This window comes from Vibrio sp. 10N.261.51.C6, from assembly GCF_041471785.1.
Classification (GTDB): Bacteria; Pseudomonadota; Gammaproteobacteria; order Enterobacterales; family Vibrionaceae; genus Vibrio; species Vibrio crassostreae_C.
In genome coordinates, this window is the sequence record NZ_JBFRPB010000053.1 from 29,161 (window position 1) to 55,473 (window position 26,313).

The 26,313-nt window shown below is 45.5% G+C and carries 27 protein-coding genes; 2 read left to right on the plus strand and 25 right to left on the minus strand.

Translation table 11 applies throughout. The annotated features are described in order from the left end of the window. The first annotated feature begins 1 nt into the window (after position 1). Entirely contained in the window at positions 2 to 1,546 is a 1,545-nt protein-coding gene (ilvA, locus tag AB4375_RS14270; RefSeq protein WP_372051842.1) for a threonine ammonia-lyase, biosynthetic, read from the plus strand. 97 nt (positions 1,547 to 1,643) lie between these two features. Here ilvA and punR read toward each other — a convergent pair whose 3' ends face one another. Next, positions 1,644 to 2,558, minus strand: coding sequence for a DNA-binding transcriptional activator PunR (gene punR / locus AB4375_RS14275; protein WP_136974240.1), 915 nt, complete (start codon positions 2,556 to 2,558; stop codon positions 1,644 to 1,646). A 163-nt stretch (positions 2,559 to 2,721) separates the two neighbouring features. On the opposite strand from punR, the gene punC reads away from it, so the two are divergent. Further along, on the plus strand, positions 2,722 to 3,933 hold the full coding sequence (gene punC, locus AB4375_RS14280; protein ID WP_372051844.1) for a purine nucleoside transporter PunC: 1,212 nt from the start codon (positions 2,722 to 2,724) through the stop codon (positions 3,931 to 3,933). Between the two features lie 70 nt (positions 3,934 to 4,003). Here punC and AB4375_RS14285 read toward each other — a convergent pair whose 3' ends face one another. From AB4375_RS14285 to AB4375_RS14400, 24 genes are all read right to left on the minus strand, one after another. Then, complete coding sequence (locus AB4375_RS14285; protein WP_050546940.1) at positions 4,004 to 5,623, minus strand: sensor domain-containing diguanylate cyclase; 1,620 nt, start codon at positions 5,621 to 5,623, stop codon at positions 4,004 to 4,006. Between the two features lie 227 nt (positions 5,624 to 5,850). Continuing rightward, positions 5,851 to 7,209, minus strand: coding sequence for a bifunctional UDP-N-acetylglucosamine diphosphorylase/glucosamine-1-phosphate N-acetyltransferase GlmU (gene glmU / locus AB4375_RS14290; protein WP_136978679.1), 1,359 nt, complete (start codon positions 7,207 to 7,209; stop codon positions 5,851 to 5,853). Between the two features lie 182 nt (positions 7,210 to 7,391). Continuing rightward, the gene (locus AB4375_RS14295; RefSeq protein ID WP_017069564.1) at positions 7,392 to 7,814 is read right to left on the minus strand and encodes a F0F1 ATP synthase subunit epsilon; all 423 of its coding nucleotides are present in this window, start codon (positions 7,812 to 7,814) and stop codon (positions 7,392 to 7,394) included. 18 nt (positions 7,815 to 7,832) lie between these two features. Next, entirely contained in the window at positions 7,833 to 9,236 is a 1,404-nt protein-coding gene (gene atpD, locus AB4375_RS14300; protein ID WP_008221380.1) for a F0F1 ATP synthase subunit beta, read from the minus strand. A 51-nt stretch (positions 9,237 to 9,287) separates the two neighbouring features. Continuing rightward, the gene (gene atpG, locus AB4375_RS14305) at positions 9,288 to 10,154 is read right to left on the minus strand and encodes a F0F1 ATP synthase subunit gamma (protein ID WP_008221382.1); all 867 of its coding nucleotides are present in this window, start codon (positions 10,152 to 10,154) and stop codon (positions 9,288 to 9,290) included. A gap of 48 nt (positions 10,155 to 10,202) precedes the next feature. Then, positions 10,203 to 11,744 (minus strand): F0F1 ATP synthase subunit alpha, encoded by a 1,542-nt coding sequence (gene atpA, locus AB4375_RS14310; protein WP_008221384.1) that lies wholly within the window; start codon positions 11,742 to 11,744, stop codon positions 10,203 to 10,205. 13 nt (positions 11,745 to 11,757) lie between these two features. Continuing rightward, positions 11,758 to 12,291, minus strand: coding sequence for a F0F1 ATP synthase subunit delta (gene atpH / locus AB4375_RS14315; RefSeq protein WP_017058795.1), 534 nt, complete (start codon positions 12,289 to 12,291; stop codon positions 11,758 to 11,760). 15 nt (positions 12,292 to 12,306) lie between these two features. Further along, positions 12,307 to 12,777 (minus strand): F0F1 ATP synthase subunit B, encoded by a 471-nt coding sequence (atpF, locus tag AB4375_RS14320; protein ID WP_032545592.1) that lies wholly within the window; start codon positions 12,775 to 12,777, stop codon positions 12,307 to 12,309. A 59-nt stretch (positions 12,778 to 12,836) separates the two neighbouring features. Further along, positions 12,837 to 13,094, minus strand: a complete 258-nt coding sequence (atpE, locus tag AB4375_RS14325) for a F0F1 ATP synthase subunit C (RefSeq protein WP_004411110.1) — start codon at positions 13,092 to 13,094, stop codon at positions 12,837 to 12,839. A 48-nt stretch (positions 13,095 to 13,142) separates the two neighbouring features. After that, complete coding sequence (gene atpB, locus AB4375_RS14330; RefSeq protein ID WP_017058797.1) at positions 13,143 to 13,940, minus strand: F0F1 ATP synthase subunit A; 798 nt, start codon at positions 13,938 to 13,940, stop codon at positions 13,143 to 13,145. Between the two features lie 8 nt (positions 13,941 to 13,948). Continuing rightward, the gene (locus AB4375_RS14335) at positions 13,949 to 14,338 is read right to left on the minus strand and encodes a F0F1 ATP synthase subunit I (RefSeq protein WP_017058798.1); all 390 of its coding nucleotides are present in this window, start codon (positions 14,336 to 14,338) and stop codon (positions 13,949 to 13,951) included. A gap of 192 nt (positions 14,339 to 14,530) precedes the next feature. After that, the gene (locus AB4375_RS14340) at positions 14,531 to 15,412 is read right to left on the minus strand and encodes a ParB/RepB/Spo0J family partition protein (RefSeq protein ID WP_017058799.1); all 882 of its coding nucleotides are present in this window, start codon (positions 15,410 to 15,412) and stop codon (positions 14,531 to 14,533) included. Positions 15,413 to 15,435: 23 nt separating this feature from the next. Then, positions 15,436 to 16,209 (minus strand): ParA family protein, encoded by a 774-nt coding sequence (locus AB4375_RS14345; RefSeq protein WP_029235097.1) that lies wholly within the window; start codon positions 16,207 to 16,209, stop codon positions 15,436 to 15,438. 14 nt (positions 16,210 to 16,223) lie between these two features. Then, complete coding sequence (gene rsmG / locus AB4375_RS14350) at positions 16,224 to 16,856, minus strand: 16S rRNA (guanine(527)-N(7))-methyltransferase RsmG (protein ID WP_017058801.1); 633 nt, start codon at positions 16,854 to 16,856, stop codon at positions 16,224 to 16,226. Continuing rightward, a complete protein-coding gene (mnmG, locus tag AB4375_RS14355; RefSeq protein ID WP_017058802.1) occupies positions 16,856 to 18,751 on the minus strand; it encodes a tRNA uridine-5-carboxymethylaminomethyl(34) synthesis enzyme MnmG in 1,896 nt (631 codons plus the stop codon). Before mnmG ends, rsmG begins: the two co-directional genes overlap by 1 nt. Positions 18,752 to 19,233: 482 nt before the next feature. Then, entirely contained in the window at positions 19,234 to 19,668 is a 435-nt protein-coding gene (mioC, locus tag AB4375_RS14360) for an FMN-binding protein MioC (protein WP_372051848.1), read from the minus strand. Between the two features lie 50 nt (positions 19,669 to 19,718). Next, positions 19,719 to 21,080, minus strand: a complete 1,362-nt coding sequence (mnmE, locus tag AB4375_RS14365) for a tRNA uridine-5-carboxymethylaminomethyl(34) synthesis GTPase MnmE (protein ID WP_029235098.1) — start codon at positions 21,078 to 21,080, stop codon at positions 19,719 to 19,721. 130 nt (positions 21,081 to 21,210) lie between these two features. Continuing rightward, a complete protein-coding gene (gene yidC / locus AB4375_RS14370; RefSeq protein WP_017069558.1) occupies positions 21,211 to 22,833 on the minus strand; it encodes a membrane protein insertase YidC in 1,623 nt (540 codons plus the stop codon). Between the two features lie 2 nt (positions 22,834 to 22,835). Beyond that, positions 22,836 to 23,093: a membrane protein insertion efficiency factor YidD gene (yidD, locus tag AB4375_RS14375; protein ID WP_004735802.1), complete on the minus strand. Its 258-nt coding sequence runs from the start codon at positions 23,091 to 23,093 to the stop codon at positions 22,836 to 22,838. Continuing rightward, complete coding sequence (rnpA, locus tag AB4375_RS14380; protein WP_017055478.1) at positions 23,060 to 23,383, minus strand: ribonuclease P protein component; 324 nt, start codon at positions 23,381 to 23,383, stop codon at positions 23,060 to 23,062. Before rnpA ends, yidD begins: the two co-directional genes overlap by 34 nt. Before the next feature lie 45 nt (positions 23,384 to 23,428). After that, positions 23,429 to 23,563 (minus strand): 50S ribosomal protein L34, encoded by a 135-nt coding sequence (rpmH, locus tag AB4375_RS14385; protein WP_004735800.1) that lies wholly within the window; start codon positions 23,561 to 23,563, stop codon positions 23,429 to 23,431. A 206-nt stretch (positions 23,564 to 23,769) separates the two neighbouring features. Continuing rightward, on the minus strand, positions 23,770 to 24,507 hold the full coding sequence (locus AB4375_RS14390; RefSeq protein WP_017063027.1) for an amino acid ABC transporter ATP-binding protein: 738 nt from the start codon (positions 24,505 to 24,507) through the stop codon (positions 23,770 to 23,772). Beyond that, positions 24,504 to 25,175, minus strand: coding sequence for an amino acid ABC transporter permease (locus AB4375_RS14395; protein ID WP_009848134.1), 672 nt, complete (start codon positions 25,173 to 25,175; stop codon positions 24,504 to 24,506). The genes AB4375_RS14390 and AB4375_RS14395 overlap by 4 nt, the downstream gene beginning before the upstream one ends. Positions 25,176 to 25,310: 135 nt before the next feature. After that, positions 25,311 to 26,060, minus strand: coding sequence for an amino acid ABC transporter substrate-binding protein (locus AB4375_RS14400; RefSeq protein ID WP_009848135.1), 750 nt, complete (start codon positions 26,058 to 26,060; stop codon positions 25,311 to 25,313). Between the last annotated feature and the right edge of the window lie 253 nt (positions 26,061 to 26,313).

Below are 26,313 nucleotides of genomic sequence, written 5' to 3' on the forward strand. Positions count from 1 at the left end.
TATGAGTGACGGCACCTCCAGTCCCAAAAAACAAAGTGGCGCAGATTACCTGCGTCAGATCCTGAGAGCGCCGGTTTACGAAGCGGCAATCGTAACACCTCTACAGGATATGCCGCGTCTAAGCGCGCGCATTGGTAATCAGGTTCAGCTTAAACGAGAAGACCGTCAGCCGGTGCACTCGTTCAAGCTACGTGGTGCCTACAACATGGTATCAAGCCTTTCTGAGCAGCAAAAAGCCGCAGGTGTGATTGCTGCATCGGCGGGTAATCATGCTCAAGGTATGGCTCTGTCTGGCTCTAAGCTGGGCATTCAGACTACGATTGTGATGCCAAAAACCACGCCAGACATCAAGGTTGATGCGGTACGTGGCTTTGGCGGTAACGTGGTTCTGCACGGCAGCAACTTTGATGAGGCCAAGGCAGAAGCCGAGCGTCTTTCTGCTGAACATGGCTTTACCTTTGTACCGCCTTTCGATCACCCACTGGTGATTGCAGGACAAGGCACCATGGGTATGGAAATGCTTCAGCAAAATGGTCACATGGATTACATCTTTGTGCCTGTCGGTGGTGGTGGTTTGGCTGCGGGTGTTGCCGTGCTAGTTAAGCAATTGATGCCGGAAATAAAAGTCATCGCGGTTGAACCTGAAGATTCATCTTGCTTGAAAGCAGCACTGGATGCCGGTGAGCCAGTAGTACTGGATCAAGTCAGCATGTTTGCCGATGGCGTTGCGGTTAAGCGCATTGGTGAAGAGACATTCCGTCTTTGCCAACAGTACATTGACGGTCACATTGCAGTCTCTAGTGATGAGATCTGCTCGGCGGTGAAAGACATCTTTGAAGACACTCGTGCGATTGCTGAACCTTCAGGAGCACTTGCTCTGGCTGGCTTGAAGAAATTTGCAGAACAAAACCAACTGCAAGACAAGCAATTGGCAACGGTACTGTCTGGTGCTAACACCAACTTCCACGGCCTGCGATATGTCTCTGAACGTTGTGAACTAGGTGAGAAGCGAGAAGGTCTACTTGCGGTTACGATTCCAGAGCGACAAGGAGCATTCCTAGAGTTCTGTAATATTATTGGTGGTCGAGCGGTAACTGAGTTTAACTACCGCCACAACGACGAAAGCCTAGCGAATATCTTCGTTGGTGTACGCCTACAAGGTGGTCAAGAAGAACTCGAACACATCATCAATGACTTACGTGAGGGCGGCTACCCGGTTGTCGATCTCTCTGATGATGAGATGGCAAAACTGCACATTCGTTACATGATTGGTGGCAAACCATCAAAACCATTGAAAGAGCGCCTATACAGCTTCGAGTTTCCTGAATACCCAGGAGCATTGATTAAGTTCCTTGATACCTTAGGTACCCATTGGAATATCAGCCTGTTCAACTACCGTAACCACGGCGCTGATTACGGCCGTGTATTGTGTGGATTCGAACTGGATGATGATGATTTAGCTCAGTTCTCAACACATCTACGAGAGCTTGGCTATCAGTGTAAAGATGAAACCGATAACCCTTCCTACAAGTTCTTCTTGTCATAAGAGTTAACGACCGAATCAAAAAGAGCGAGTATTTACTCGCTCTTTTTATTGGTGCTGATTCAACTCAAACTTGAAAAGGATCTTCTCGCTAAGATCATTAGACCGCCTTGCGATGATCCAACCAATCTTGGTGAAGTTGTTCACTCGATCCTAGGTATTTCACCATCCACTCGATCAACTTATGGTTATCGTCTTTTCGCCACACCAAACAACAATGACTCTGCGGACTCGGTTCAGGCAGTATTTTTTCCACCAGCAAGCCTTGTTCGATAATTGGCGCGGCAATGTGCCTCGGCATATAACCCACCCCTACTCCATTTTTAAGGCATTCAATTGCGCTATACCAATTGGGTAACAACAGGCGTCTTTGACTTGAGTAGTGGCCTGTGTGTCGCTTAGGGAGCACACTGGAGGTATCATCCAAGCAGATGGCTGGATATTGGCTCACGAACTCTTCATTGAGGTTCTGTTCGCGCACACACGGGTGACTTGGCGACATTACAAATGCCCAATCTAATTGCCCCATGTCTTTGACTTCAAAATCGCCACCAACTGGCACAGCTGAGGTGGCGCCAATCACGATATCCGCCCTGCCCTGTGCAATCGCTTCCCATGAGCCGTTGAATACCTCCATGTTGATCTGAAGTTCGGCAAACTCAAAGGTTTGATAGAACTCTTCAATCATCGGCTTCATCTTGTCGAGCTTCACCACATTATCGAGCGTCAGACGCAAGGTTTTCTTCCAACCTCGAGCTGCTCGACGAGTCTGGGCACTGACCTCTTCCATTTGCCTCAGTAGTGCACGCGCCTCTTCAATGAACAGTTCACCTGCCGGAGTGAGCTCAACCTTTCTCGGTAAACGCCTGAAAAGCAGCACATCCAGTTCTTGTTCGACCTGTCTGACACCATAACTGATCGCCGAGGGCACTTTGTGCAACTGCTCAGCCGCCGCGGTAAAACTGCCCAAGCGCGCTACCGTATCGAGCATTTCTAAAGAGGATTTAGAGAACATAAGCCTTCAAATTTTTTGATTGATAACCACATATTTTAGCGTTTTATTTTATCAGGTCTGAAAAATAGAATGTCAGCATAAATAAACAGGGGCTTTCACTTCTGTATATCAAACAATTTTTTTGATGATAAAAACATCATTACCTTTAGCTTAATGGCATCTTATGAATATTTCTAAATTTCAATTGGTCTACCTTGCAGTTCTTTCAATGCTTGGCTTTATTGCGACCGATATGTACCTTCCTGCATTTAAGGCAATGGAAGTTGATTTCGCAACCGGCCCAGAGCAGATTGCCCTGTCTTTAACGGTATTCCTTGGCGGTATGGCAATGGGTCAGCTTCTTTGGGGTCTGGCGAGTGACAAGTATGGTCACCGTAATACGCTGGCGGTTGGTCTTGTTATCTTTACTGCAGCTTCATTCGGCTTAGCATTCAGCACCGAGGTATGGCATCTACTGACACTGCGCTTCATTCAAGCGATCGGCGTATGTGCTCCTGCGGTAATCTGGCAAGCAATGGTTATCAAGCGTTACTCACAAAGCAGTAGCCAACAAATTTTTGCAACCATCATGCCTTTGGTTGCGCTATCTCCTGCATTAGCACCTCAGCTAGGTGTGTTACTGGCGAATAGCTTTGGCTGGCACAGCATCTTCATCACATTAACCTTGATGGGTGCACTGCTAGTGGCGACAACAATGGCTCAACCAAAAGAAGCGCCTGAAGTAAAACAGACATCGATTAAGACAGACATCAAGATGTTGCTTAAATCAAAGCCTTACATGGGTAATGTCTTAATGTTTGCTTCAGCATCTGCAGCGTTCTTCGCTTACCTAACGGGTATGCCAGAGATCATGGCTCAACTAGGTTATGAAGCAAAAGACATCGGTTTGAGCTTTATCCCACAAACAATCGCGTTCATGGCGGGTGGTTACTTCGGTAAGCAAGCAGTGAAGAAATATGGCGATGGCGTTGTACTAAGAAACCTTATCGGTTTGTTCAGTGTAGCGGCGATGCTTATCTTTATCGCATCACAGTGGGAACTGACGTCAATCTGGCCTCTACTTGCGCCTTTCTGTTTGATTGCTGTCGCAAACGGCGCACTTTACCCAATCGTAGTAAACCGTGCTCTATCAAGCGCTAAACAAAGCCCAGCAACAGCTGCTGGTCTACAAAACAGCCTGCAAATCAGTATCAGTGGCCTATCAAGTGCATTGGTCGCGGCAATGGCTAGCCAAGCACTAAGCGCGACGGGTATTGCCGTTGTGATCTGTTTGGGTGCGTTGTGGGTTGGCTATATTGTTTCGAACAAAGAGCTTTCTGAACACTTCGCGACACCTGACAACTCTCGAGTAGTCGCTGACGAGAAACAAGACTAGTTTCTAAGTTAACGAAAACAAAAAAGAGCGAGATTACTCGCTCTTTTTTATATCAAAATTTTACTTCTACTTATTTAGCAGCAACTTCACCATCGACTACTTCTAACGCAGGCGCTTTATGACGGCTGTATTCATCATAGTTAACCACTCGGCTACGGCCCATATCTTTCGCCATGTACAAAGCATTATCGGCCATCTTAACCAGAGATTCAGTATCAGACGCTGGCTTAGGATACGTGGCGACACCTATCGAAACACCCAACTGACCTAATGACAGACCTTTATGTTCAAGGTGCATCGAACGCACAGCATCACACAAGGTTTGACCAAACTCCGTCGCTTCTTGCATTGAATAATGTGGAAGCAATACCGCTAGCTCCTCACCACCGAGTCGGCAAGCAACCTCGTCTTCGCTAACACTTTGTTTAAGTAGTGCACTGATCTCTTTCAATACGAAGTCGCCCGCATCATGACCAAAGTTGTCATTGAAGCGTTTGAAGTGATCCAAATCGAGCATCAATAGCGATAATGGCTGCTCGCTGGTGGCCGAATTCATCGAGTGCTCTTCTAGCTTTTGCTCGAAGAAACGACGGTTGAATAAGCCTGTCAGCGGATCACTTAATGCTTGTGAGCGAAGCTTCTCTTGTAAGCTCAGGTTGGCTAAAGCGAGCCCCAAGTGTTCAGAAACACTAAAAGCCAACTGTTCGATAATCGGATCAATCTTGATATCACCTTGACCAAAATAGAGGTGCATAATGCCAATGGTATTGCCGTGCGCCGTCAGCGGAATACACAAGGTTTGATTGTTGTCCATTTCATGCATGTGACCACAAGTAAGAGAATGAAAATCGTTATTCGATAGATGAGCACGCCCTTTGCGCAGCGACCAGCACTCTTCCGGAGCAAAGCTGACACTGCCTGGCCATGTTTCTCCCCAATCAAGCTGGGTAACCAACTGGTTACGTGAGGCACGCATCAGAGAGACACTGCCATTCACCTGACCAAGAATACGCGGCAAGATATCTGAAACGATCTGCTGCGCCTCAACCATGTTGCTGCACGCGGCCAGCATAGTCGCAAGGCGATGCATCAGCTCAATTTCATGGGTTCTTTGGCGAATCCGTTCATCTTGCTTCTTTTGCTCCTCTTCCACTCGCTGAACGATTTGGCGATTGCTCACGTAAGAGGTGCCAATCAAGAAGCTTAAACTCAGCACGACCATGCCCACCAGTATTCCCATTAATTGGAAGTTCATCTGTTTCAATTGATGCATTGGCGAGGAGATCACGACAACGAAATCTTGTCCGTTAACGCTCTCTTTCATTGAATAATAGATTCGGTCGATGGAGGTCACGGTACTAAAACGGACATCACTGCCAATACCTTGTTGAAGCGCTTGTTGGAATTCGGGGCGGTTAGCGTGGTTTTCCACTCTCGCCAATGCATGCTCAGATAAGTCCGTATCCCCTATCACTACCCCATCGGTATTGATCACTTGAATTCGAAGGCGAGTATTGGCTTGGGTTAACCCTCCAATGTAGTGATCAACATCCACGCCAGCCGTAAATAACTCACTGTCTTCACGAATTTCATAGATAACATCGGACATCAAAGAGACAAGATGATCGCGCTCATTCTCCACCACTAACTTTTCCAAGGTGACATAAAAGCCATAGAGACCTATTAACATTGAAAAAGACAAAATAATGATCGGCAATGTTTGCCATTTCTTTTCAACCAATATCACGATGTATTAACCCAACTTTACCGAACCGTAACCTGAATACTAACAAGCCTCCAACAAAATACAATTGGCAAATCTATTATTTCACTGTCAGTAAATTCTGACAAAAAAGCCAGCAACTGACGTTACTGGCTTTGATTGGAATCCAATTTTAAGTGCTGGAGGCGGAAAGGTTACTTCTTAGTCGGACGTTTCCAATCAGCGATCTTGCGCTCTTTAGCTCGGCTGATAACCAGCTCATTTTCCAACACATCACGCGTCACTGTAGAGCCAGCACCAACCGTCGCACCATTACCAATCGTAACAGGCGCTATTAATTGACTATCTGAACCAACAAACACGTCATCACCAATAATGGTCTTAAACTTATTCGCCCCATCGTAGTTACAAGTAATTGCACCCGCACCCACGTTTACGCGCTGACCAATTTCAGCATCCCCAAGATAAGTCAGGTGGTTGGCTTTAGAGCCTTCGCCAAGGCGAGTGTTCTTCACTTCAACAAAGTTACCGACGTGCGAGTTATTACGCATATCGGCACCCGGACGTAGGCGAGTGAATGGACCAACGGTACAGTCTTCCCCCACCGTTGCCCCTTCAATAACGCTGTATGGACGAACGATGGTGTTGTCGTCAATCTCACAGTCTTTCAGTACACATCCCGTACCAATAACCACATTATCACCAATGCTGACACTGCCTTCAATGATAACGTTAGTATCGATCTCGACATCCATACCGCACTGCAGATCACCGCGTAGATCAAAGCGGCTAGGGTCGCGTAGCATCACGCCTTGCTTCAATAGCTTATCGGCTTGCGTAGCTTGGTAAGCGCGCTCTAGGCGAGCCAGTTGCGAACGATCGTTAACGCCTTCCACTTCAATTGGGCTTACTGGGTGTACCGCTTCAACTGCACGACCTTCGTCGTGAGCCGCAGCGATAACGTCAGTCAGGTAATATTCACCCTGTGCGTTGTCGTTGCTTAGACCTGACAACCAGCGCTTCAGATCGCCACCAGTCGCCACCATAACGCCGGTATTGATCTCTTTGATAAGCTTCTGCTCATCCGTTGCATCTTTCTGTTCAACGATAGCCACAACAGGGCCATTACGACGAATAATACGTCCGTAGCCCATCGGGTTGTCTAACACGACAGTAAGTAGCGCGATACCACCGTTTGGTTGAGCGTCTAATAGGTTTTCAATGGTTTCAGGTGAGATTAGTGGAACATCACCGTAGAGCACCAATACTTTTTCATCATCAGCGAAATGTGCAGATGCTTGATCCACAGCGTGACCTGTGCCGAGCTGTTCAGCTTGCAGTGCCCAGTTTACAGATTCTTCAGCTAAGGTAGCCTTCATCTGATCACCACCGTGGCCGTAAACCAGGTTGATGTTTTGAGCGCCTAGACCATTACATGTATCGATAACATGCTTCACCATTGGCTTACCCGCAAGTGTGTGCAGAACCTTTGGTGTGTTTGAATACATGCGAGTGCCTTTGCCCGCCGCGAGAATTACCGCGCTAAACTTCATTGTAAACCTATCCAACGTTATTTTTATTAAGCCGATATTGTAACCGTTTTTGGGCAAAAAATTAAATCGCAATAACCATTCAACCAGTAGTGATACGTAAAAGAAGCATTTTTGAGAATCTAAAAATGCAAAAAGGCGACCCTTAGGTCGCCTTTATCTCAGAGTCTGTAATCTTAAAAAGATTAACGACGCTGTTTTGTCAGTTCGATAACTCGTAACTGAGCAATGGCTTTAGCCAGTTCACCGGCCGCTTGTGCGAAGTCTATGTCGCCATGCTGATTTTGGATATTCTCCACAGCCTTGCGCTTAGCTTCTTCCGCCTTTGCTGCGTCTAGCTCTTCACCACGGATAGCTGTATCAGCCAGTACAGTTGCTGTACCAGGCTGAACTTCTACCATACCACCAGAAACATAAATGATTTCTTCGTGGCCGTGCTGCTTAACAATACGCACCATGCCAGGCTTTATAGCGGTCAGCAGTGGACAGTGACCATGGAAAATACCAAGTTCACCCTCACTACCGGTCACCTGAAACGTCTCAACAAGACCAGAGAAAAGCTTTTTCTCTGCACTTACTACGTCTAGGTGAAAGGTTATTGCTGCCATATCGCCTCCTAGTTAGCCTTATAGCTTCTTAGCATTCTCAATAGCTTCGTCGATAGTACCGCAGTACATGAACGCTTGCTCTGGAATGTCATCGTATTCACCAGATAGTAGACCTTGGAAGCCACGTAGAGTCTCTTTTAGAGGTACGTAAACACCTGGGTCACCAGTAAATACTTCCGCTACGTGGTAAGGCTGAGTAAGGAACTTCTCAATCTTACGAGCACGAGATACTACTTGCTTATCTTCTTCAGATAGCTCGTCCATACCTAGGATAGCAATGATATCTTTCAGCTCTTTATAGCGCTGAAGTGTAGACTGAACGCCACGAGCGATGTCGTAGTGCTCTTGTCCAACTACCAATGGATCCAGTTGGCGAGATGTAGAATCTAGCGGGTCGATCGCTGGGTATAGACCCATAGCTGCGATGTTACGGTTAAGTACAACCGTTGCATCCAAGTGCGCGAACGTTGTTGCTGGAGACGGGTCAGTCAAGTCATCCGCAGGTACGTATACCGCCTGTACAGACGTGATAGAACCTTGCTTAGTTGACGTGATACGCTCTTGTAGAACACCCATTTCTTCTGCAAGAGTAGGTTGGTAACCTACCGCAGAAGGCATACGGCCTAAAAGTGCTGATACCTCAGTACCTGCAAGCGTGTAACGGTAGATGTTATCTACGAATAGTAGAACGTCACGACCTTCGTCACGGAAACGCTCAGCCATTGTTAGACCAGTCAGTGCAACACGTAGACGGTTACCTGGTGGCTCGTTCATCTGACCGTAAACCATCGCTACTTTAGATTCTTCAGGGTTTTCAACGTTTACAACGCCTGCTTCCTGCATTTCAAAGTAGAAATCGTTACCTTCACGAGTACGCTCACCTACACCTGCAAATACAGATAGGCCAGAGTGTTGAAGTGCGATGTTGTTGATAAGTTCCATCATGTTAACGGTCTTACCTACACCTGCACCACCGAATAGACCGATTTTACCACCCTTAGCGAATGGACAAACCAAGTCGATTACCTTAACACCCGTCTCTAGAAGAGCTGTCTCGTTAGACTGTTCTTCGTAGCTTGGAGCTTCACGGTGAATTGCGTAGTGCTCTTCTGCACCGATTTCACCACACTCATCAATCGCGTCACCTAGAACGTTCATGATACGACCTAAGGTCTTAGTACCTACTGGTACTGAGATTGGAGCGCCAGTATTTTCAACTGTCAAACCACGACGTAAACCATCAGAGCTACCCATTACGATTGCGCGAACTACGCCACCGCCAAGTTGTTGCTGAACTTCAAGAACTAGACGCTCTTTCACTTCATTAACATTCAGAGCATCGTATACACGAGGTACTTCGCCCTGTGGGAACTCTACGTCGACTACCGCACCGATGATCTGTACGATCTTACCTGTAGCCATCGTTAATCCTCTAACTATTTAGTTTTACCTAAGCTTAAAACGAATAAGCGATTAAACCGCTGCTGCGCCTGAAACGATCTCAGAAAGTTCTTGTGTAATAGCCGCTTGACGCGCCTTGTTGTACACAAGCTCTAAATCATCGATTAGGTCGCTAGCGTTGTCGGTTGCAGCTTTCATTGCAATCATTCGAGCCGCTTGCTCACAAGCAAGGTTCTCTACCACACCTTGGTACACTTGAGATTCGACGTAACGAACCAATAGTGCATCTAGTAGTGGTTTTGGCTCAGGCTCATAAATGTAGTCCCAAGCATGATCGCGCTGCATATCTTCGCTATCTGATTTAGGCAAAGGAAGTAATTGATCGATCGTTGGTTCTTGTACCATAGTGTTCTCAAACTTGTTGAACACTACGAACAGGCGATCCAATTCACCTTCATCATATTTCTTTAGCATTACGCTTACAGAGCCGATTAAGTCTTCAAGGCTAGGGCTATCGCCTAGGCCAGAAACTTGAGCTGCTACTTTCGCGCCGCTGTTGTTGAAAAATGCTGTTGCTTTTGAACCGATAATTGCCAGTTCAACGTCAGCACCTTTCTCAGACCAATCTTTCATGTCGTTCATGGCTTTCTTGAACAAGTTAATGTTCAAACCACCACAAAGACCACGGTCTGTAGAAACGATGATGTAACCAACACGTTTGGCTTCACGTTCCTCAAGATAAGGATGCTTATACTCAAGGCTACCGTTAGCCAAATGACCGATCACTTTACGCATTGTTTCTGCATATGGACGAGTAGCTTCCATTGCGTCTTGAGAACGACGCATTTTTGAAGCTGCTACCATTTCCATTGCTTTCGTAATCTTCTGTGTGCTTTTAACACTACCGATTTTATTACGTATCTCTTTTGCGCCGGCCATCGTTACTCTCCGTTAATGGTATGAGGTGACCCGAAGGCCACCCACCAATTACCAGGTCTGGGTTGCTTTGAAATCGTCAACAAGCTTCTTCAGCTCAGCTTCGATATCATTGTTGTAAGCACCCGTTGTGTCGATCTGTGTAGCTAGATCGCCATATTGACCGCGAGCAAACGATAGTAAAGCAGCTTCAAAGTCTAGAAGCTTAGCAAGCTCTACGTCTTGAAGGTAACCACGCTCTGCAGCGAAGATTACAAGTGCTTGGTCAAATACAGACATAGGAGCGTATTGCTTCTGCTTCATTAGCTCTGTAACTTTTTGACCATGGTCTAGCTGCTTCTTAGTCGCTTCATCAAGGTCAGACGAGAACTGTGCGAATGCCGCAAGTTCACGGTACTGTGCTAGAGCTGTACGGATACCGCCAGATAGCTTCTTGATGATTTTAGTCTGCGCTGAACCACCTACACGAGATACTGAGATACCTGGGTCAACAGCTGGACGTACGCCCGCGTTGAATAGCTCAGTTTGTAGGAAGATCTGACCATCGGTAATCGAGATTACGTTCGTCGGTACGAATGCAGATACGTCACCAGCTTGCGTTTCGATGATAGGAAGAGCAGTTAAAGAACCAGTCTTGCCTTTCACTTCACCGTTAGTGAATGTTTCTACGTAGTGTTCGCTTACACGAGCAGCACGCTCTAGTAGACGAGAGTGAAGGTAGAAAACATCACCTGGGAACGCTTCACGACCTGGTGGACGCTTAAGTAGTAGCGAGATCTGACGGTAAGCTACTGCTTGCTTAGATAGATCATCATAAACAATCAGTGCATCTTCACCGCGATCACGGAAGTATTCACCCATCGCACAACCAGCATACGGTGCAAGGTATTGCAGCGCTGCAGATTCAGAAGCTGATGCAACAACAACGATAGTGTTAGCTAGCGCGCCGTGCTCTTCTAGTTTGCGAACTACGTTAGCGATAGTCGATGCTTTCTGACCGATTGCTACGTAGATAGAGAAAATACCTGAATCTTTTTGGTTAATAATCGCATCGATCGCCATCGCTGTTTTACCAGTTTGACGGTCACCGATTACTAGTTCACGTTGACCACGACCGATTGGGATCATTGAGTCAACAGACTTGTAACCAGTTTGTACAGGTTGATCTACCGATTTACGGTCGATTACACCTGGTGCAATTACTTCTACAGGCGAAGTCAGTTTCGCTTCGATAGGACCTTTGCCATCAATTGGCTCACCTAGTGTGTTTACAACACGACCAAGTAGTTCTGGACCTACTGGCACTTCAAGAATGCGGCCCGTACCTGTAACTTTCATGCCTTCCTGTAGGTCAGCATATGGGCCCATTACAACAGCACCAACCGAATCACGGTTCAAGTTAAGTGCTAGCGCGTAACGGCCACCCGGTAGTTCAATCATTTCACCTTGCATCACGTCCGCTAGGCCGTGAATGCTAAGGATGCCATCGCTTACCGAAACGATAGTACCTTCATTGCGAGCTTCACTAACAACGTCGAAAGATTCAATACGTTGTTTAATTAGATCGCTAATTTCAGTGGAATTAAGTTGCATGCTCCAATCCCCATTAAGACTGCAATGCATCGCTCAGGCGGTCTAAACGACTGCGCGCTGAGTTATCGATGACTAGGTCTCCGGCTCGAATAATAACTCCACTAAGTAGAGTCTCATCTATACTGCAATTCAGCTGAACTTTGCGCGCTAAGCGCTGTTCCAATTTGCTGCTGATCTCTGCGCGTTGTTCTTTAGAAAGTTCAACCGCTGAAGTGACTTCAACGTCGATCTCTTTCTCGTGCTCTTGTTTGAGCAATAAGAACTCTTTGCAAACATCAGGAAAAGCCATTAAGCGGCCATTCTCTGCCATTACTTTTATCAAGTTCTGGCCGAATTCATCAAATTGTTCGCCACAAATTACAATGAATACTTCAGCTAATTTTTCAGCAGTTTGAGAGCTGCTTAAGAAATTGTGAACATCATCATTTTGTGCCACTTCGGCAGCAAAAGTAAGCATCTGACCCCATTGGTCTAGCTCACCTTTCTCTACCGCAAAGTCAAACGCTGCTTTAGCATAGGGGCGTGCGATTGTAGTCAAATCAGACATATACAGCCCCTTGCTTTAAAGTTTTGCAGTAATGTTGTTAAGAAGATCATCGTGTACATCTTTATCGATTGTACGCTCAAGGATTTTCTCAGCACCAGCAATTGCCAGAGTTGCGACTTGTTTGCGCAGGTCATCACGGGCACGTGTGCGCTCAGCTTCGATTTCGGCTTCCGCTTGCGCTAAGATTTTCTGGCGTTCTGCCTGAGCCTCTTCGCGAGCTTCATCAATAATTTGAGCCTTGCGTTTATTTGCCTGTTCAATAACCTCAGTTGCGGTGCGCTTCGCTTCTTTCAATTGGTCAGAAGCGTTGGCTTGTGCTAGATCCAAGTTTTTAGCAGCGCGTTCAGCGGCTACTAGACCGTCAGCAATTTTTTTCTGACGCTCTTCAATTGCTTGCATGATTGGTGGCCATACATATTTCATGCAGAACCAAACAAACATAGAAAAAGCAATTGCTTGACCTAACAGAGTTGCGTTCATATTCACAACAGCTACCCCTCGTTAAGAATCAACTACAAAAATTTAATTAACTAATTAACAGTTAATTAGCCTGCTAGTTGACCAACAAATGGGTTAGCAAACGTGAATAGTAGTGCGATTACGATACCGATCATTGGAACAGCATCCAGTAGACCAGCGATGATGAACATCTTAACTTGTAGCATTGGAGCCATTTCAGGTTGACGCGCAGCGCCTTCTAGGAATTTACCACCAAGAATAGCAAAACCAATTGCAGTACCTACGGCACAAAGACCAACAATAATAGCAACAGCGATTGCTGAAAAACTTAGTACAGTTTCCATTTACGTTCTCCGATTAACATTAATAGTTAGAATAAAACTTAAAAATTTTTAGTGATCGCCATCTTCATGGGCCATTGATAAATAAACAATTGTTAACATCATGAAAACAAATGCTTGAATCAAAATAACCAAGATATGGAAGATAGCCCAAGGTAGAGAGCCTACCCATTGTAAATACCACGGTAGCATTGCCGCACAAAGAATGAATACAACCTCACCTGCGAACATGTTACCGAATAGACGCATACCAAGTGATAGAGGCTTCGCGAGTAGCGATACCACTTCAATCAGTAGGTTAAACGGGATCATGATTGGGTGATTAAATGGATGTAAAGCAAGTTCTTTGGCGAATCCACCTAAGCCTTTTACTTTGATGCTGTAGTAGATCATCAGAGCAAAAACACCTAAGGCCATTGACATGGTTATATTAACATCAGCTGAAGGAACCACTTTCAAATAAGGGATACCTAGCCAATGCTCCGCAGGATATGGTAAGAAATCGATAGGCACTAAGTCCATCAAGTTCATTAAAATAATCCAGCAGAATATAGTCAGTGCTAATGGAGCAATCAGAGGGTTGCGGCCATGGAAAGTGTCTTTAACGTTGCCATCAACGAATTCAACTACCATTTCAACAAAACACTGAAGCTTACCAGGTACACCTACTGTTGCTTTCTTAGCGACTGAGCGAAAAACCCAAAGGAATAACATCCCTGTCAACACCGAAAAAAACAGACTGTCTATATGTACGTTCCAGAAACTTGTCTCCTCTACAAGACCAAACTTAGCTAAAGAAAGGTTTTGTAAGTGGTGCTCAATGTATCCGGATGCTGTTGGCGCAGCCATAACTCATCCTATTTTTTATTGTTAATGAAAAGCACTGGCGCAAAGATATTAATACCTAGAACCAGTAAATAGGTCAGTTTGAGGGGAACTAATTCCACCTGCATATACATGTAGACAATAGAGAATAGTAGAACTGTGATAAGGATTTTTAGCGCTTCGCCTGCATAGAACGACGCCGCAACTAACTTAGTTGCGCGAGCTCCACTAAATAGGAAAGCACACACACAAAAAACTGCATTTGCGATGACAAAAATACCGCCACCGATTAATGCAGCAAAACCCCAATCAGGATTAACAGCTAAACCTAACCCTATCGCCACTAATATAACCGCGCTAAGCTCGATCAATAACATTTGCTTTGCAAGCACTCGTCCTGGTCTTGCTAACGCCGCTACCATGTATTCGTTCCTCTTTTAAGCCTTCTTTACTACTCGCTTAAAAGCGTGCTGAGAAATTGGCGAAAATTATACGTTCAGCCAAATTGATTGCAATAACAATGCAGCAATCATTTACATTTTTGCATACAAACCTACAACTTTTGTACGAAATTACTTGTTTATTACATAATTGACCTAAATCAATTATCTCATTTAGTACTCTAGTTTAGCAATAAGTTGCTCTAATTTGTGAGGCTCATCAAGAGTAATTGTCACTTTTGACTTACCGCTAACAGAACGAGTAACTGAAACGTTTGCTTGCAATTTTTCCGTGAGTCTTCGTGAAAGTTCGATAGCTTCTGTGTCTTCAGGCTTCGATTCACCTTCAACGTCTGGTTTTAAGCACTTTTTGACAAGTTGCTCAGTTTGACGCACGGTCATTTTTTTGGTTGCCGCAGTGTTTGCTGCTTCAACCTGGGTATCACCTTCAAGCGCAAGCAGTGCTCGAGCATGCCCCATTTCCAGTTGTTTATTGGAAACTAAACCTTTTACTTCATTTTCGAGCTGATTTAGACGTAATAAGTTACTCACCGTAGCTCTCGATTTACCGATTACATCAGCGACTTGTTGGTGTGTCAGCTCAAATTCGTTCTGTAGTCGCTCTAGCGCTTGTGCTTCTTCGATAACATTCAGATCTTCACGCTGAATATTCTCAATCAACGCCATCGCGATAGCGGCTTTGTCTTCGACTCTCTTGACCAAACATGGCACTTGTTTAAGGCCAGCTTGACGAGCCGCTCTCCAACGACGTTCACCAGCAATAATCTCGAACTGGTCGTGCGCCAATGGGCGAACTACGATCGGTTGGATAATGCCTTGAGATTGAATTGATGCTGCCAGCTCTTCTAGCGCTTCAGGCGCAATATCCTTACGCGGTTGATATACACCAGGCTTCAAGCAACCAACAGCCAGTTCAATAAGCTCACCATCAGCCGACAACGCCTGACTATGAGAAGCAACTTGCTGTTTTTCACGAGCCAATGAGCTAGTTGCAAGCAATGCATCTAGCCCTTTTCCTAAACCACGCTTAGACATTGAGCGAATTCCTTTGGTTGGACCTATACTGGGACTTCTTCACGACGCAACATTTCGCCAGCAAGAGCAAGGTAAGCCTTAGCTCCTGCGGAATATTTGTCGTAGTACATTGCTGGCTTGCCGTGACTCGGGGCTTCTGCCAGACGCACATTTCTAGGGATCACAGTTCGGTAGACTTTGCTACCAAAGTGTTTTTTGAGTTGATCAGATACTTCGTTCGATAAGCGGTTGCGAGGATCGTACATAGTACGCAGAAGACCTTCGATCTTCAGGTTCTCGTTTACAACAGCCGCTAGCTTACTGATGGTATCCATCAATGCAGTCAAACCTTCCAAAGCAAAGTATTCACATTGCATAGGAACCAATACGGAGTCGGCCGCAGCCATCGCGTTGATTGTAAGAAGGTTCAATGAGGGCGGGCAATCAATAAAGATGAAATCATAGTTATTGCGAATGGGTTCGAGTGCATTTTTTAAACGAACTTCACGAGCAAACACTTCCATCAGCTTGATTTCTGCCGCAGTAACATCACCGTTCGCGGCGATGAGGTCATAATTGCCAGATGTACTCCGGCAAACCACCTCATCAAATGGGGTGTCTTCAACCAACAAATCGTAAGCTGTTGCTTCAACTTGATACTTGTCGACACCGCTCGCCATAGTGGCATTACCTTGAGGATCGAGGTCAACAACCAATATCTTGCGTTTTGTTGCCGCCATTGATGCTGCTAAATTAATGCAAGTTGTTGTTTTTCCTACGCCACCCTTCTGGTTGGCAATTGCTACGATTCTACCCACTATGGCCTCGCTGATTATCCCTGACGCGATAAAGTAACTAGATGACGCTCTCCATCAAGCTCTGGCACTTGCAAAGCTTTAATGTCTGTCACTGAACACCATTCAGGTAACAGGTCGATTTCGTCTCTAGGATGTTGTCCCTTAAGAGCCAAAAATACACCGGATTGCTCTTTAGGTAAATGGTGACACCACTCTACCATGTCTGTCATTGACGCAAATGCACGACTGAGCACTGCATCAAACTTTTCTTCTGGTTGAAATTCTTCAACGCGACTTTGAACCGGTACCACGTTGTCGATACCCAGCTCATGAATCACCTGTTTGATAAAACGAATACGCTTACCTAGGCTGTCTAGCAAGTAAAACTCGCAGTCTGGATTCATGATTGAGAGCGGAATCCCAGGAAGACCAGGTCCCGTACCCACATCGATAAAGCGCTTACCTTGTAAGTGAGTGCTAACAATGATGCTATCTAAGATATGTTTCACCATCATTTCTTGTGGGTCACGAACTGATGTTAGGTTATAAGCTTTGTTCCACTTGTTCAGTAACTCAACGTAGCCAACCAACTGGCCACGTTGTTTTTCAGATACTTCAAGTTCAGTCTGGCCAATAAGGTGATCCAGTTTTTCGCGTAATGCGCTCATTATGCTTCCTCACCTTTTTTCAACAGGCCGTGTTTTTTCAAGTAAACCAACAGAATTGAGATTGCTGCAGGTGTGATACCTGAAATTCGCGAAGCAATACCAATTGAGTCAGGCTTAGCTGTCGTTAGTTTAAGAACCACTTCGTTAGAAAGTCCTTTTACCTTGCTGTAATCGATATCAGCAGGCAGTTTGGTGTTTTCATGACGCAGTGATTTTTCAATTTCGTCTTGTTGACGCTGAATGTAACCATCGTACTTCACTTGGATCTCAACTTGCTCAGACGCTTGTTGATCTTCCAGTGCAGGACCAAAACGATCCAATGCGGTTAACTGTGAATAAGTCATTTCAGGGCGACGAAGAAGATCTTCACCGCTCGCTTCACGAGACATTGGTGTTTTCAGAATTTGGTTCAGTTGATCAATATCTTCAGATTTTGGATTAATCCAAGTCTCTTTCAGACGTTGACGCTCCTTCTCCATGTTTTCCATCTTCTCGTTGAAACGAGCCCAACGAGCGTCATCAACAAGGCCAAGTTCACGCGACTTTTCAGTCAAACGGATATCGGCGTTGTCTTCACGAAGCAGCAGACGGTATTCCGCGCGAGACGTAAACATGCGGTAAGGTTCTTTGGTACCCATGGTAGATAGGTCGTCGATAAGCACGCCCATGTAAGCTTGGTCACGACGTGGACTCCAGCCTTCTTTGCCTTGAGTAAACAAACTTGCATTCAGACCGGCCATCAAGCCTTGTGCAGCCGCTTCTTCATAGCCAGTGGTACCGTTGATTTGACCCGCAAAGAATAGACCTTTGATAAACTTAGTTTCGTAAGTCAGCTTAAGGTCGCGAGGATCAAAGAAATCGTACTCAATCGCATAGCCAGGGCGAACGATATGAGCATTTTCAAAGCCCTTCATCGAACGAACAATTTGAACCTGTACATCAAACGGCAGACTGGTAGAGATACCATTCGGGTATAGCTCGTGAGTCGTTAGACCTTCTGGCTCAATAAAAATTTGGTGACTGTTCTTGTCAGCAAAACGCATTACTTTGTCTTCAATCGAAGGGCAGTAACGAGGGCCAATGCCTTCAATCACACCCGCGTACATAGGGCTGCGATCAAGGTTGGCACGAATTACGTCATGCGTATTTTCATTGGTATGCGTGATGTAACATGGAATTTGACGAGGTTGTTGAGCTCGGCTGCCCATGAACGAGAAAACAGGCGTCGGGTTATCACCGTGCTGAACCTCAAGCTCAGAAAAATCAACGCTACGCGCATCGATACGAGGAGGAGTACCTGTTTTCAGGCGATCAACTCGGAATGGAAGATCACGAAGACGGTCAGCCAGTGCGATCGATGGTGGATCACCAGCACGGCCACCTGAAGAACTTTCCATACCAATATGGATCTTGCCGCCTAGGAATGTGCCCACAGTCAGAACCACAGCGCTTGCGCGGAACTTAAGGCCCATCTGCGTTACCACACCTACCACTTGATCCTGTTCAACGATCAAGTCATCAACCGACTGTTGGAACAAAGTCAGGTTTGGCGTGTTTTCAAGAACGTTACGAACAAAGGCTTTGTACAGTGCGCGGTCAGCTTGTGCACGAGTAGCACGAACCGCAGGGCCTTTTGATGCGTTCAATGTTCTGAACTGAATACCTGCATGATCAATAGCTTGCGCCATTAATCCACCCATTGCATCGACCTCTTTTACCAAGTGGCCCTTACCGATCCCGCCAATGGCTGGGTTACAAGACATTTGTCCTAGTGTATCGATATTATGAGTAAGTAATAACGTACTTTGACCAGTACGTGCAGATGCGAGTGCGGCTTCCGTTCCTGCATGGCCACCACCAACAACGATGACGTCAAATTTTTCGTGATAAAGCATGAACCGACCTCAGGTATTCAAACGTTTTCTAGATTGATAAAAAGGAGCGATATTCTACCTGTTTTCATAGCCTGAGAAAACGTTTTTGGGATTTTTCGAAAAAGCTGTTTTTAATTAATATAGATAAGATCTTTAAGGAGATCTTTTATTAGATCTATTATTAGGATCGAGGGTGTCTGTGGATAAGTCGGAAATGATCAACGAGATCATGGATCTTTTTTGGATCAAATGATGTGATCTAACTTTGATCAGGATGAGGATTAGCTGGGATCAAAATGGCTACTTATTCACAGGAGGAAATTAGCCTAAAACTTGTTATTTGGATAACTATAGGTTAATAACCGTATATGTATGATCTTATCCACAGCAGAAATTGAAAATAGATCGCTAATTTTCGATGTTTTTGAAAAAAAGTTATTCACAATCACGATGTTCAGAGACAAAAAAAGCGGCATAAGCCGCTTTTTGAGAGAGGAGAGAGGTTAAAACTGGTCGCTATGATCGTTGAACCAAGCTTCTGCTGCGTCTTCTGGTACCGGAGTTTCCAATACATCGATGGTAAAACAGTCAGAAATAGGCTGAGCACCGAGCTCTTTCATCTGGCTGTGGACTGATTTTCCCGCCAAACAGAAGGTATCGTAACTCGAATCACCAAGCGCCACGACAGCAAAGCGAACCGGGCTTAAATCTGGAGATTGCTTGGTCAATGCGTCGATAAACGGCTTAATATTATCTGGAAATTCACCCGCACCATGAGTTGAAGTCACCAGCAACCAAAAGCCTTGTTGGGGAATATCATCGAATTCAGGCTGATTATGAAGGGTGATCTCTTGGCCTTGCTCTTCAAGAAGATCATTAAGGTGATCGCCAACGTACTCTGCACCACCTAAGGTGCTGCCTGTAATAATGTGGATCATTAAGCTGTCCTTACTAAAGAAAAAGGCCAGCATGAGCCGGCCTTTAAAGGTTATTTACCAATACAGAAAGAGGTGAAGATACGGCCGAGTAGGTCATCGGAACTGAATTCACCAGTAATCTCGTTAAGGTGTTGCTGCGTTATACGCAGTTCTTCTGCCAAGATTTCCCCTGCCATATAGCCTTCGAGCTGTTGCTGGCCAATATCTAGATGCTCAGATGCGCGTTCTAGGGCATCTAAGTGGCGACGACGTGCCATGAAGCCACCTTCATTGCCACCAGCAAAGCCCATGCAATCTTTTAAGTGATTACGTAGTGCATCAACGCCTTGTCCCGTCTTTGCTGATAGTCGAATCAGAGTTGGATCATTAACATGGCAAATCCCGAGATCTTCACCGGTTTGATCGGCTTTGTTACGAATCACGGTCATTCCGATGTTATTCGGCAGACGATCAACGAAATCTGGCCAGATATCTTTCGGGTCGGTTGCATCGGTAGTGGTGCCATCGACCATAAATAAAACGCGATCGGCTTGAGCAATTTCTTCCCAAGCGCGTTCAATACCGATTTTTTCGACTTCATCCGAGGCTTCACGCAGGCCTGCGGTATCAATAATGTGCAGTGGCATACCATCAATATGGATATGTTCACGAAGTACATCACGGGTTGTACCTGCAATATCAGTCACAATCGCGGAGTCTTTACCCGATAATGCATTCAGTAAGCTCGACTTACCGGCATTAGGACGACCTGCAATCACCACCTTCATACCTTCACGCATGATGGCACCTTGATTGGCTTCTTGGCGAACCGCTTCGAGGTTGTCGATGATAGCTTGTAAGTCAGCACTTACTTTACCGTCAGCAAGGAAATCAATCTCTTCTTCTGGGAAGTCGATAGCGGCTTCAACATAGATGCGTAAGTGAATCAGAGAATCCACCAGTGTATTAATGCGTTTTGAAAACTCGCCTTGTAACGATTGCAGAGCTGATTTCGCCGCTTCTTCTGAACTGGCATCAATGAGGTCAGCAATCGCTTCTGCTTGGGTTAAATCCATTTTGTCGTTCAAGAAGGCACGTTCCGAGAACTCACCAGGGCGTGCTGCGCGTAGCCCTGGAATCGCGAGGATGCGCTTGATGAGCATATCCATTACCACAGGACCGCCGTGGCCTTGTAGCTCTAATACGTCTTCACCGGTAAACGAGTGCGGGTTAGGAAAGTAAAGCGCGATGCCTTGGTCTAGCTCTAAACCATCGTGAGATTTAAAAGGGGTGTACTCAGCGTAACGTGGTTTCAGTACTTTGCCGGTAACTTCAAGCGCAACTTGGGCTGCTTGTGGGCCTGAAACGCGAATAATACCGACGCCGCCACGGCCGGGTGCAGTCGCTTGAGCAACAATCGTATCTGTAGTCATAGTTGTGCCTGCTAGCATGTGAAAGCCAAAAAGGGGCGCTCACGATTAATCAATTAGCTGAATTGTAATCAGCTAAAAACAAAAAGGCGACCTTTTGGTCGCCTTTCTTTGTCTCTTTCTATTATCGAACTTACTTAGAATGTAAGCCTTTCTTTTCCAGCGCGCGGTAGATAAGCGTTTGCTGAATCAGAGTTACGATGTTCGATACTAGCCAGTATAGAACCAGACCTGAAGGGAAGAACAGGAAGAAGAATGTGAACATAACCGGCATAAAGGTCATGATCTTCTGCTGCATTGGATCCGTTACAGTTGTCGGGCTCATCTTCTGGATTAGGAACATTGAAGCACCCATCAGAAGTGGCAAGATGTAGTATGGGTCTTGTGCTGAAAGGTCAGTAATCCAACCGAAGAACGGTGAGTGACGCAGTTCAACAGACTCCATTAGTGCCCAGTATAGCGAAATGAAGATAGGCATTTGCAGAAGGATAGGTAAACAGCCACCTAGTGGGTTTACTTTCTCTTTCTTGTAAAGCTCCATCATTTCTTGGCTCATGCGTTGACGGTCGTCGCCGATACGCTCACGCATTGCAGTCAGCTTAGGCTGAAGCATACGCATTTTCGCCATAGACGTGTACTGAGCTTTCGTTAGTGGGTACATAGCACCACGAACGATGAAAGTTAGACAGATGATTGCCAGACCCCAGTTCACAACGATGCCTTGAATGAACGAAAGCAGAGTATGAAGTGGTTTAGCAATGAACCATAACCAACCGTAGTCAACTACTAGGTCTAGGTTAGGTGCAGTTTCAGCCATTTGGTCTTGAAGTTTAGGACCAACCCAAAGCGTTGCTTTGAAGCTCGCTTCGTCGCCATTAGCGATAGTCTTGTTCGGCATACGAACACCGATGTCGCCTAGGTTACCGATTACACGAGTGTAAAGGTTGCTGCCTGCTTCGTCGCGTGGGATCCAAGCACTTGCAAAGTAGTGCTGAATCATCGCTGCCCAACCTTGACCGTTTGCTAGGTTAAGAGACAGGTTGCGATCTTGCATGTCGTCGAAGCTGTATTTTTTGTAACGCGTATCTTCCGTAGAGTAAGCACCACCACGGTAAGTTGGCATTGTTAGGCTACCGCCGTCATCCATTACGTTCTGACGCAGGTGAGCGTACATGCCGAATGTCGCGTTGTTACCAGAGTTGTTGACTACATCGTATTCAACATCCATTGCGTAGCTGCCACGCTTAAGGATGAATGTTTTCGTGTAATCAAGGCCGTTCGCTTGGTAAGTCATCGGGATGCGTAGTTCATCCTGACCATCAGCAAGCGTGAAGCTGTCTGCTGAAACTGTGTAGCTTGGGCGGTTTGTGCTGCTTAAATCGATACCTTGAGGACCCACTAGACCGCTTTGTGCGATAAATTGGTGACCTGGTTCGTTTTTAAGAAGAACAAACGTATCTTCAGAATCGAACTCAGCAGAGTAATCGTTTAGGTTTGCTTTAACGACATCACCACCAACCGTATCAATTGACAGAGTCAGTACATCAGTTGTTACTGTGATAGTTTTAGCAGAAGAAGCAACTTGACCAGGAGCCGGGTCTAGATCATCTGCATAAGATGGCGCTGGTAGGGTGCTGCCAGATTGTGCCTGCTCAACCGCTTGTGGTGCTGGATTCTGAGCTACGTTCCATTGTTGGAACAGTAGGAAAGAAACCAAAGCCAATGCGATTAACAGAATATTACGTTGAGAATCCATCGTTATTTATCTCTGTCTTGTTTTTGGACTGGTGGAACGGGGTCAAAGCCCCCTTCGTTCAAAGGATGGCATTTTAATAGACGTTTGCCTGATAACCAACACCCTTTTACAAAACCGTGAGCTTTCAATGCTTCTATCGCATATAAAGAGCAGGTTGGAGTAAATCGGCAGCGTGGGCCGATGAGTGGACTAATAAACCATCTATAAAAATAGATGGGTATTAGCGCTATCCACGCGAAGGGCGAGACAGGCGAAGCCATAATTTGTCGAGTAGCTTGAACATTTCTTCATTGCTTAAATCTTGCGCGCTCTTCTTAGCGATTACAACAAAATCTTTGTTAGGAAGTTTGTGTTGAGTGTTACGAAAGCTTTCACGAGTAAGACGCTTGAATCGGTTACGACCCACGGCGGTTTTAATCTGCTTTTTCGGAACGGCTAATCCAAGACGAGGATTTGAAAGAGAGTTATTTCGGGCAATGATGGTGAAATGAGGGGAGCCAGCTCGATGAGCTTGCTTGAAGACATTTTGATAATGTTCGGGAGTTAACAAGCGTAACTCCCGACCGAAGGCTAGCTTATTCAAAATAATCAAAGATTACTTAGAAAGACGCTTACGGCCTTTTGCACGACGTGCATTGATTGTTGCGCGACCGTTCTTAGTAGCCATGCGAGCACGGAAACCGTGAGTACGCTTACGCTTTAGAACTGTAGGTTGAAAAGTGCGTTTCATTGTAATTACCTTACTGATCAGTAGTTTTAGGTTTTTGTTAAACCCGGCGTGGGCATTTTTTCTCTTCTTTATATAAGAAAGGAAAACCGACGCCTCTCAACAAAGAGGCGGAATTGTAATCACTGTCACAAAAAGTGTCAATGATTGGGTTAACTAAAATTCCGGTCGGGGGATTATACGTAGAATAACTAAAATCACAAGGATCCTTAGTCGATCCCAACCTTATTTAAGAATTTTTTTAATTTAGGATCCTGTGGATTACCAAAAATATCCTGTGGAGATCCCTGCTCGATAATATGACCGTCAGCCATGAAGATCACTCGGTCTGCGACCTCTCTCGCGAACTGCATTTCATGGGTAACCACCAGCATGGTTTGATGCTGATTTGCCAGTTTTTTCATTAGGTTAAGCACTTCGCCAACCCACTCAGGATCGAGCGCTGAAGTCGGCTCATCAAACAGTAAAAGCTCGGGTTGTAGTGCCATTGCACGGCCAATACCCACCCGTTGTTGCTGGCCACCAGAGAGCGCGGCTGGGTAGCTATCACCTTTGTCACCTAAGCCAATATCATCAAGTATTTGTTGTGCTTTTTCATGGGCTTGCTGTTTTTTCCAACCACGAACGGTAATTAAACCTTCAGCAATATTCTGTCTCGCGGTTTGGTGAGCGAACAGTGCATAGTTTTGGAACACAAAACCGGTCTTACGACGCAGTGCAAGCACCTCTGCCTTAGTGTGTTTCTGAGTATCAACCTTGATATCATCAATCGAAATCGTGCCTTGATCGGCTTGCTCTAGAAAATTCACACAACGCAGTAGGGTAGATTTACCCGTACCACTTGAACCTATGATGACAATTATCTCACCTTGTTTGATTTCTAGGTCGATCCCTTTCAAAACTTCGGTGTCACCAAACTGCTTGTGGATACTTTGTAATTTGATCATCGTACATACGCCTTATTCAGTTTCACTTCGGCCCAAATTTGAATACGAGTGAGGATAACCACCACGCCCCAGTAAATCAGTGCGACTGCTAAGAAAGCCTCGAAGAAGCGGAAACTTGAAGAAGCCTCCATCTGAGCTTTAGCCATGATTTCGGCGACACCTAGGGTGAAGGCAAGTGAAGTCGACTTGATCATATCGATGAAGTAGTTCATCAACGACGGCAGTGCCACGCGAGTTGCTTGCGGTAAGATCACTCGGCGCATCGCTTGGCTGGTTGTCATACCGACCGAAAGGCTGGCTTCCATCTGGCTGCGATCAATACCGATAATCGCGGCACGAATACTTTCTGCCATATACGCGGCAAAGTGCAGGGTTAAGCCAATCACAGCGGCGCTGAAGGCATCCAACCCAACCATCCACGGGAAGACTTGTGGTAAGCCGTAATAAAGGAGGAACAGCTGCACCAACAGTGGTGTGCCTCGGAAGAAGCTAATGTACAGCTGGCTCAGTTGGTCGAGCACTGGGATTTTGAATACACGAATATTCGCCAGTATCAGAGACAGGATCAGAGCAAAGAACAAGCCCCAGGTCGCCATCTCCATCGTGGTGCCTAAATACTTCAGTAGTATTGGCAACAGCTCTAGCATGTAATTAAAGTCAAATCCCATAATCTATCTCGTATTTTTATTGGCAGTGTTGTTCTATATGTAAGTACTGTTGTATCAGGTTTTTTAATCAGTGCACAAAAGCAAAAAGCCCACCGCTGTATAAAGCAGTGGGCCTTGAATGGAGAAAGTGAGTAATTACTTCTGAGTAATGTCCGCACCAAACCATTTCTGAGAGATACTTTCTAGCGTACCATCTGCGCGCATTGCTGCTAATGCTTCATTTACTTCTGCTTGCAGTTTTTTGCCGTTATCGTTGTCGACGAAAGGCCAAGCGTTTTCAATTGTTTCGAATGGCTGACCTGCTAGTTGTAATGGTAGACCAGTCTTCTTGATAAGCTCTAGTGCTGATAGGCGATCCATTACGAATGCATCGGCACGACCCAGTGCCACGTCATGTTCAATACCTGTATCGTAGGTTTTTACATTGATCTTGCCATCTTTGTCGTAGCTGCGAAGCAGTTGTTCAAAGTTTGAGCCTAGGTTTACCGCAACCGTCTTGCCATCAAGGTCTTCGATGCCTTTAATGCTGTCATTACCTTTACGAACGGTAATTTGTGCGCCGTCTACTACGTATGGGTCTGCGAATAGGTATTTCGCTTTACGTGCATCCGTCATTGTAATTTGGTTTGAAATGGTATCGATGCGACCCGTTTCAAGAAGACCAAACAGACCAGAGAAGTTTGCCGTTACGTATTCAACCTTGTAATCGTTACGCTTACCGATCTCATCCCATAAATCCACTTCAAAACCCTGTAGCTGGTCTTGTTTAACGAACGTAAACGGGAAATAGCGACCAGACATGCCGACTTTAACTTCAGTCGCAGCTTGAACAGTAGCAGCAGAGAGTGCGATAGCCGCAATTGCAGCCTTAATCCAGTTATTCATTTGGTAACTCCTTATATTTATGGGTTTGGATGTTACTGGGAAAATGCTCACTAGAATAAATAACCAGATGTTATTAACCATAACCAGATTGAATTCCCGATTTGGGGATAACTAGCAAGGATCCGGGCATAAGTGGATCATTGTGTGAGTAAATTAGGGGCAAGATGTGTGGATCCACCGATAAATTACAAATTTATTGTGAATAACTTGGATCTTATTCACTGGATCTGTGATCAATTGCTGGTGATCTGAC

Excerpts from the sequence above, each read along its gene's own strand:
- ilvA (WP_372051842.1), top strand. The coding sequence starts at position 2 with ATGAGTGACGGCACCTCCAGTCCCAAAAAACAAAGTGGCGCAGATTAC.
- punR (WP_136974240.1), bottom strand. The coding sequence starts at position 2,558 with ATGTTCTCTAAATCCTCTTTAGAAATGCTCGATACGGTAGCGCGCTTG.
- punC (WP_372051844.1), top strand. The coding sequence starts at position 2,722 with ATGAATATTTCTAAATTTCAATTGGTCTACCTTGCAGTTCTTTCAATG.
- AB4375_RS14285 (WP_050546940.1), bottom strand. The coding sequence starts at position 5,623 with ATGTTAATAGGTCTCTATGGCTTTTATGTCACCTTGGAAAAGTTAGTG.
- glmU (WP_136978679.1), bottom strand. The coding sequence starts at position 7,209 with ATGAAGTTTAGCGCGGTAATTCTCGCGGCGGGCAAAGGCACTCGCATG.
- AB4375_RS14295 (WP_017069564.1), bottom strand. The coding sequence starts at position 7,814 with ATGGCAGCAATAACCTTTCACCTAGACGTAGTAAGTGCAGAGAAAAAG.
- atpD (WP_008221380.1), bottom strand. The coding sequence starts at position 9,236 with ATGGCTACAGGTAAGATCGTACAGATCATCGGTGCGGTAGTCGACGTA.
- atpG (WP_008221382.1), bottom strand. The coding sequence starts at position 10,154 with ATGGCCGGCGCAAAAGAGATACGTAATAAAATCGGTAGTGTTAAAAGC.
- atpA (WP_008221384.1), bottom strand. The coding sequence starts at position 11,744 with ATGCAACTTAATTCCACTGAAATTAGCGATCTAATTAAACAACGTATT.
- atpH (WP_017058795.1), bottom strand. The coding sequence starts at position 12,291 with ATGTCTGATTTGACTACAATCGCACGCCCCTATGCTAAAGCAGCGTTT.
- atpE (WP_004411110.1), bottom strand. The coding sequence starts at position 13,094 with ATGGAAACTGTACTAAGTTTTTCAGCAATCGCTGTTGCTATTATTGTT.
- atpB (WP_017058797.1), bottom strand. The coding sequence starts at position 13,940 with ATGGCTGCGCCAACAGCATCCGGATACATTGAGCACCACTTACAAAAC.
- AB4375_RS14335 (WP_017058798.1), bottom strand. The coding sequence starts at position 14,338 with ATGGTAGCGGCGTTAGCAAGACCAGGACGAGTGCTTGCAAAGCAAATG.
- AB4375_RS14340 (WP_017058799.1), bottom strand. The coding sequence starts at position 15,412 with ATGTCTAAGCGTGGTTTAGGAAAAGGGCTAGATGCATTGCTTGCAACT.
- rsmG (WP_017058801.1), bottom strand. The coding sequence starts at position 16,856 with ATGAGCGCATTACGCGAAAAACTGGATCACCTTATTGGCCAGACTGAA.
- mnmG (WP_017058802.1), bottom strand. The coding sequence starts at position 18,751 with ATGCTTTATCACGAAAAATTTGACGTCATCGTTGTTGGTGGTGGCCAT.
- mioC (WP_372051848.1), bottom strand. The coding sequence starts at position 19,668 with ATGATCCACATTATTACAGGCAGCACCTTAGGTGGTGCAGAGTACGTT.
- mnmE (WP_029235098.1), bottom strand. The coding sequence starts at position 21,080 with ATGACTACAGATACGATTGTTGCTCAAGCGACTGCACCCGGCCGTGGC.
- yidC (WP_017069558.1), bottom strand. The coding sequence starts at position 22,833 with ATGGATTCTCAACGTAATATTCTGTTAATCGCATTGGCTTTGGTTTCT.
- yidD (WP_004735802.1), bottom strand. The coding sequence starts at position 23,093 with ATGGCTTCGCCTGTCTCGCCCTTCGCGTGGATAGCGCTAATACCCATC.
- rpmH (WP_004735800.1), bottom strand. The coding sequence starts at position 23,563 with ATGAAACGCACTTTTCAACCTACAGTTCTAAAGCGTAAGCGTACTCAC.
- AB4375_RS14390 (WP_017063027.1), bottom strand. The coding sequence starts at position 24,507 with ATGATCAAATTACAAAGTATCCACAAGCAGTTTGGTGACACCGAAGTT.
- AB4375_RS14395 (WP_009848134.1), bottom strand. The coding sequence starts at position 25,175 with ATGGGATTTGACTTTAATTACATGCTAGAGCTGTTGCCAATACTACTG.
- AB4375_RS14400 (WP_009848135.1), bottom strand. The coding sequence starts at position 26,060 with ATGAATAACTGGATTAAGGCTGCAATTGCGGCTATCGCACTCTCTGCT.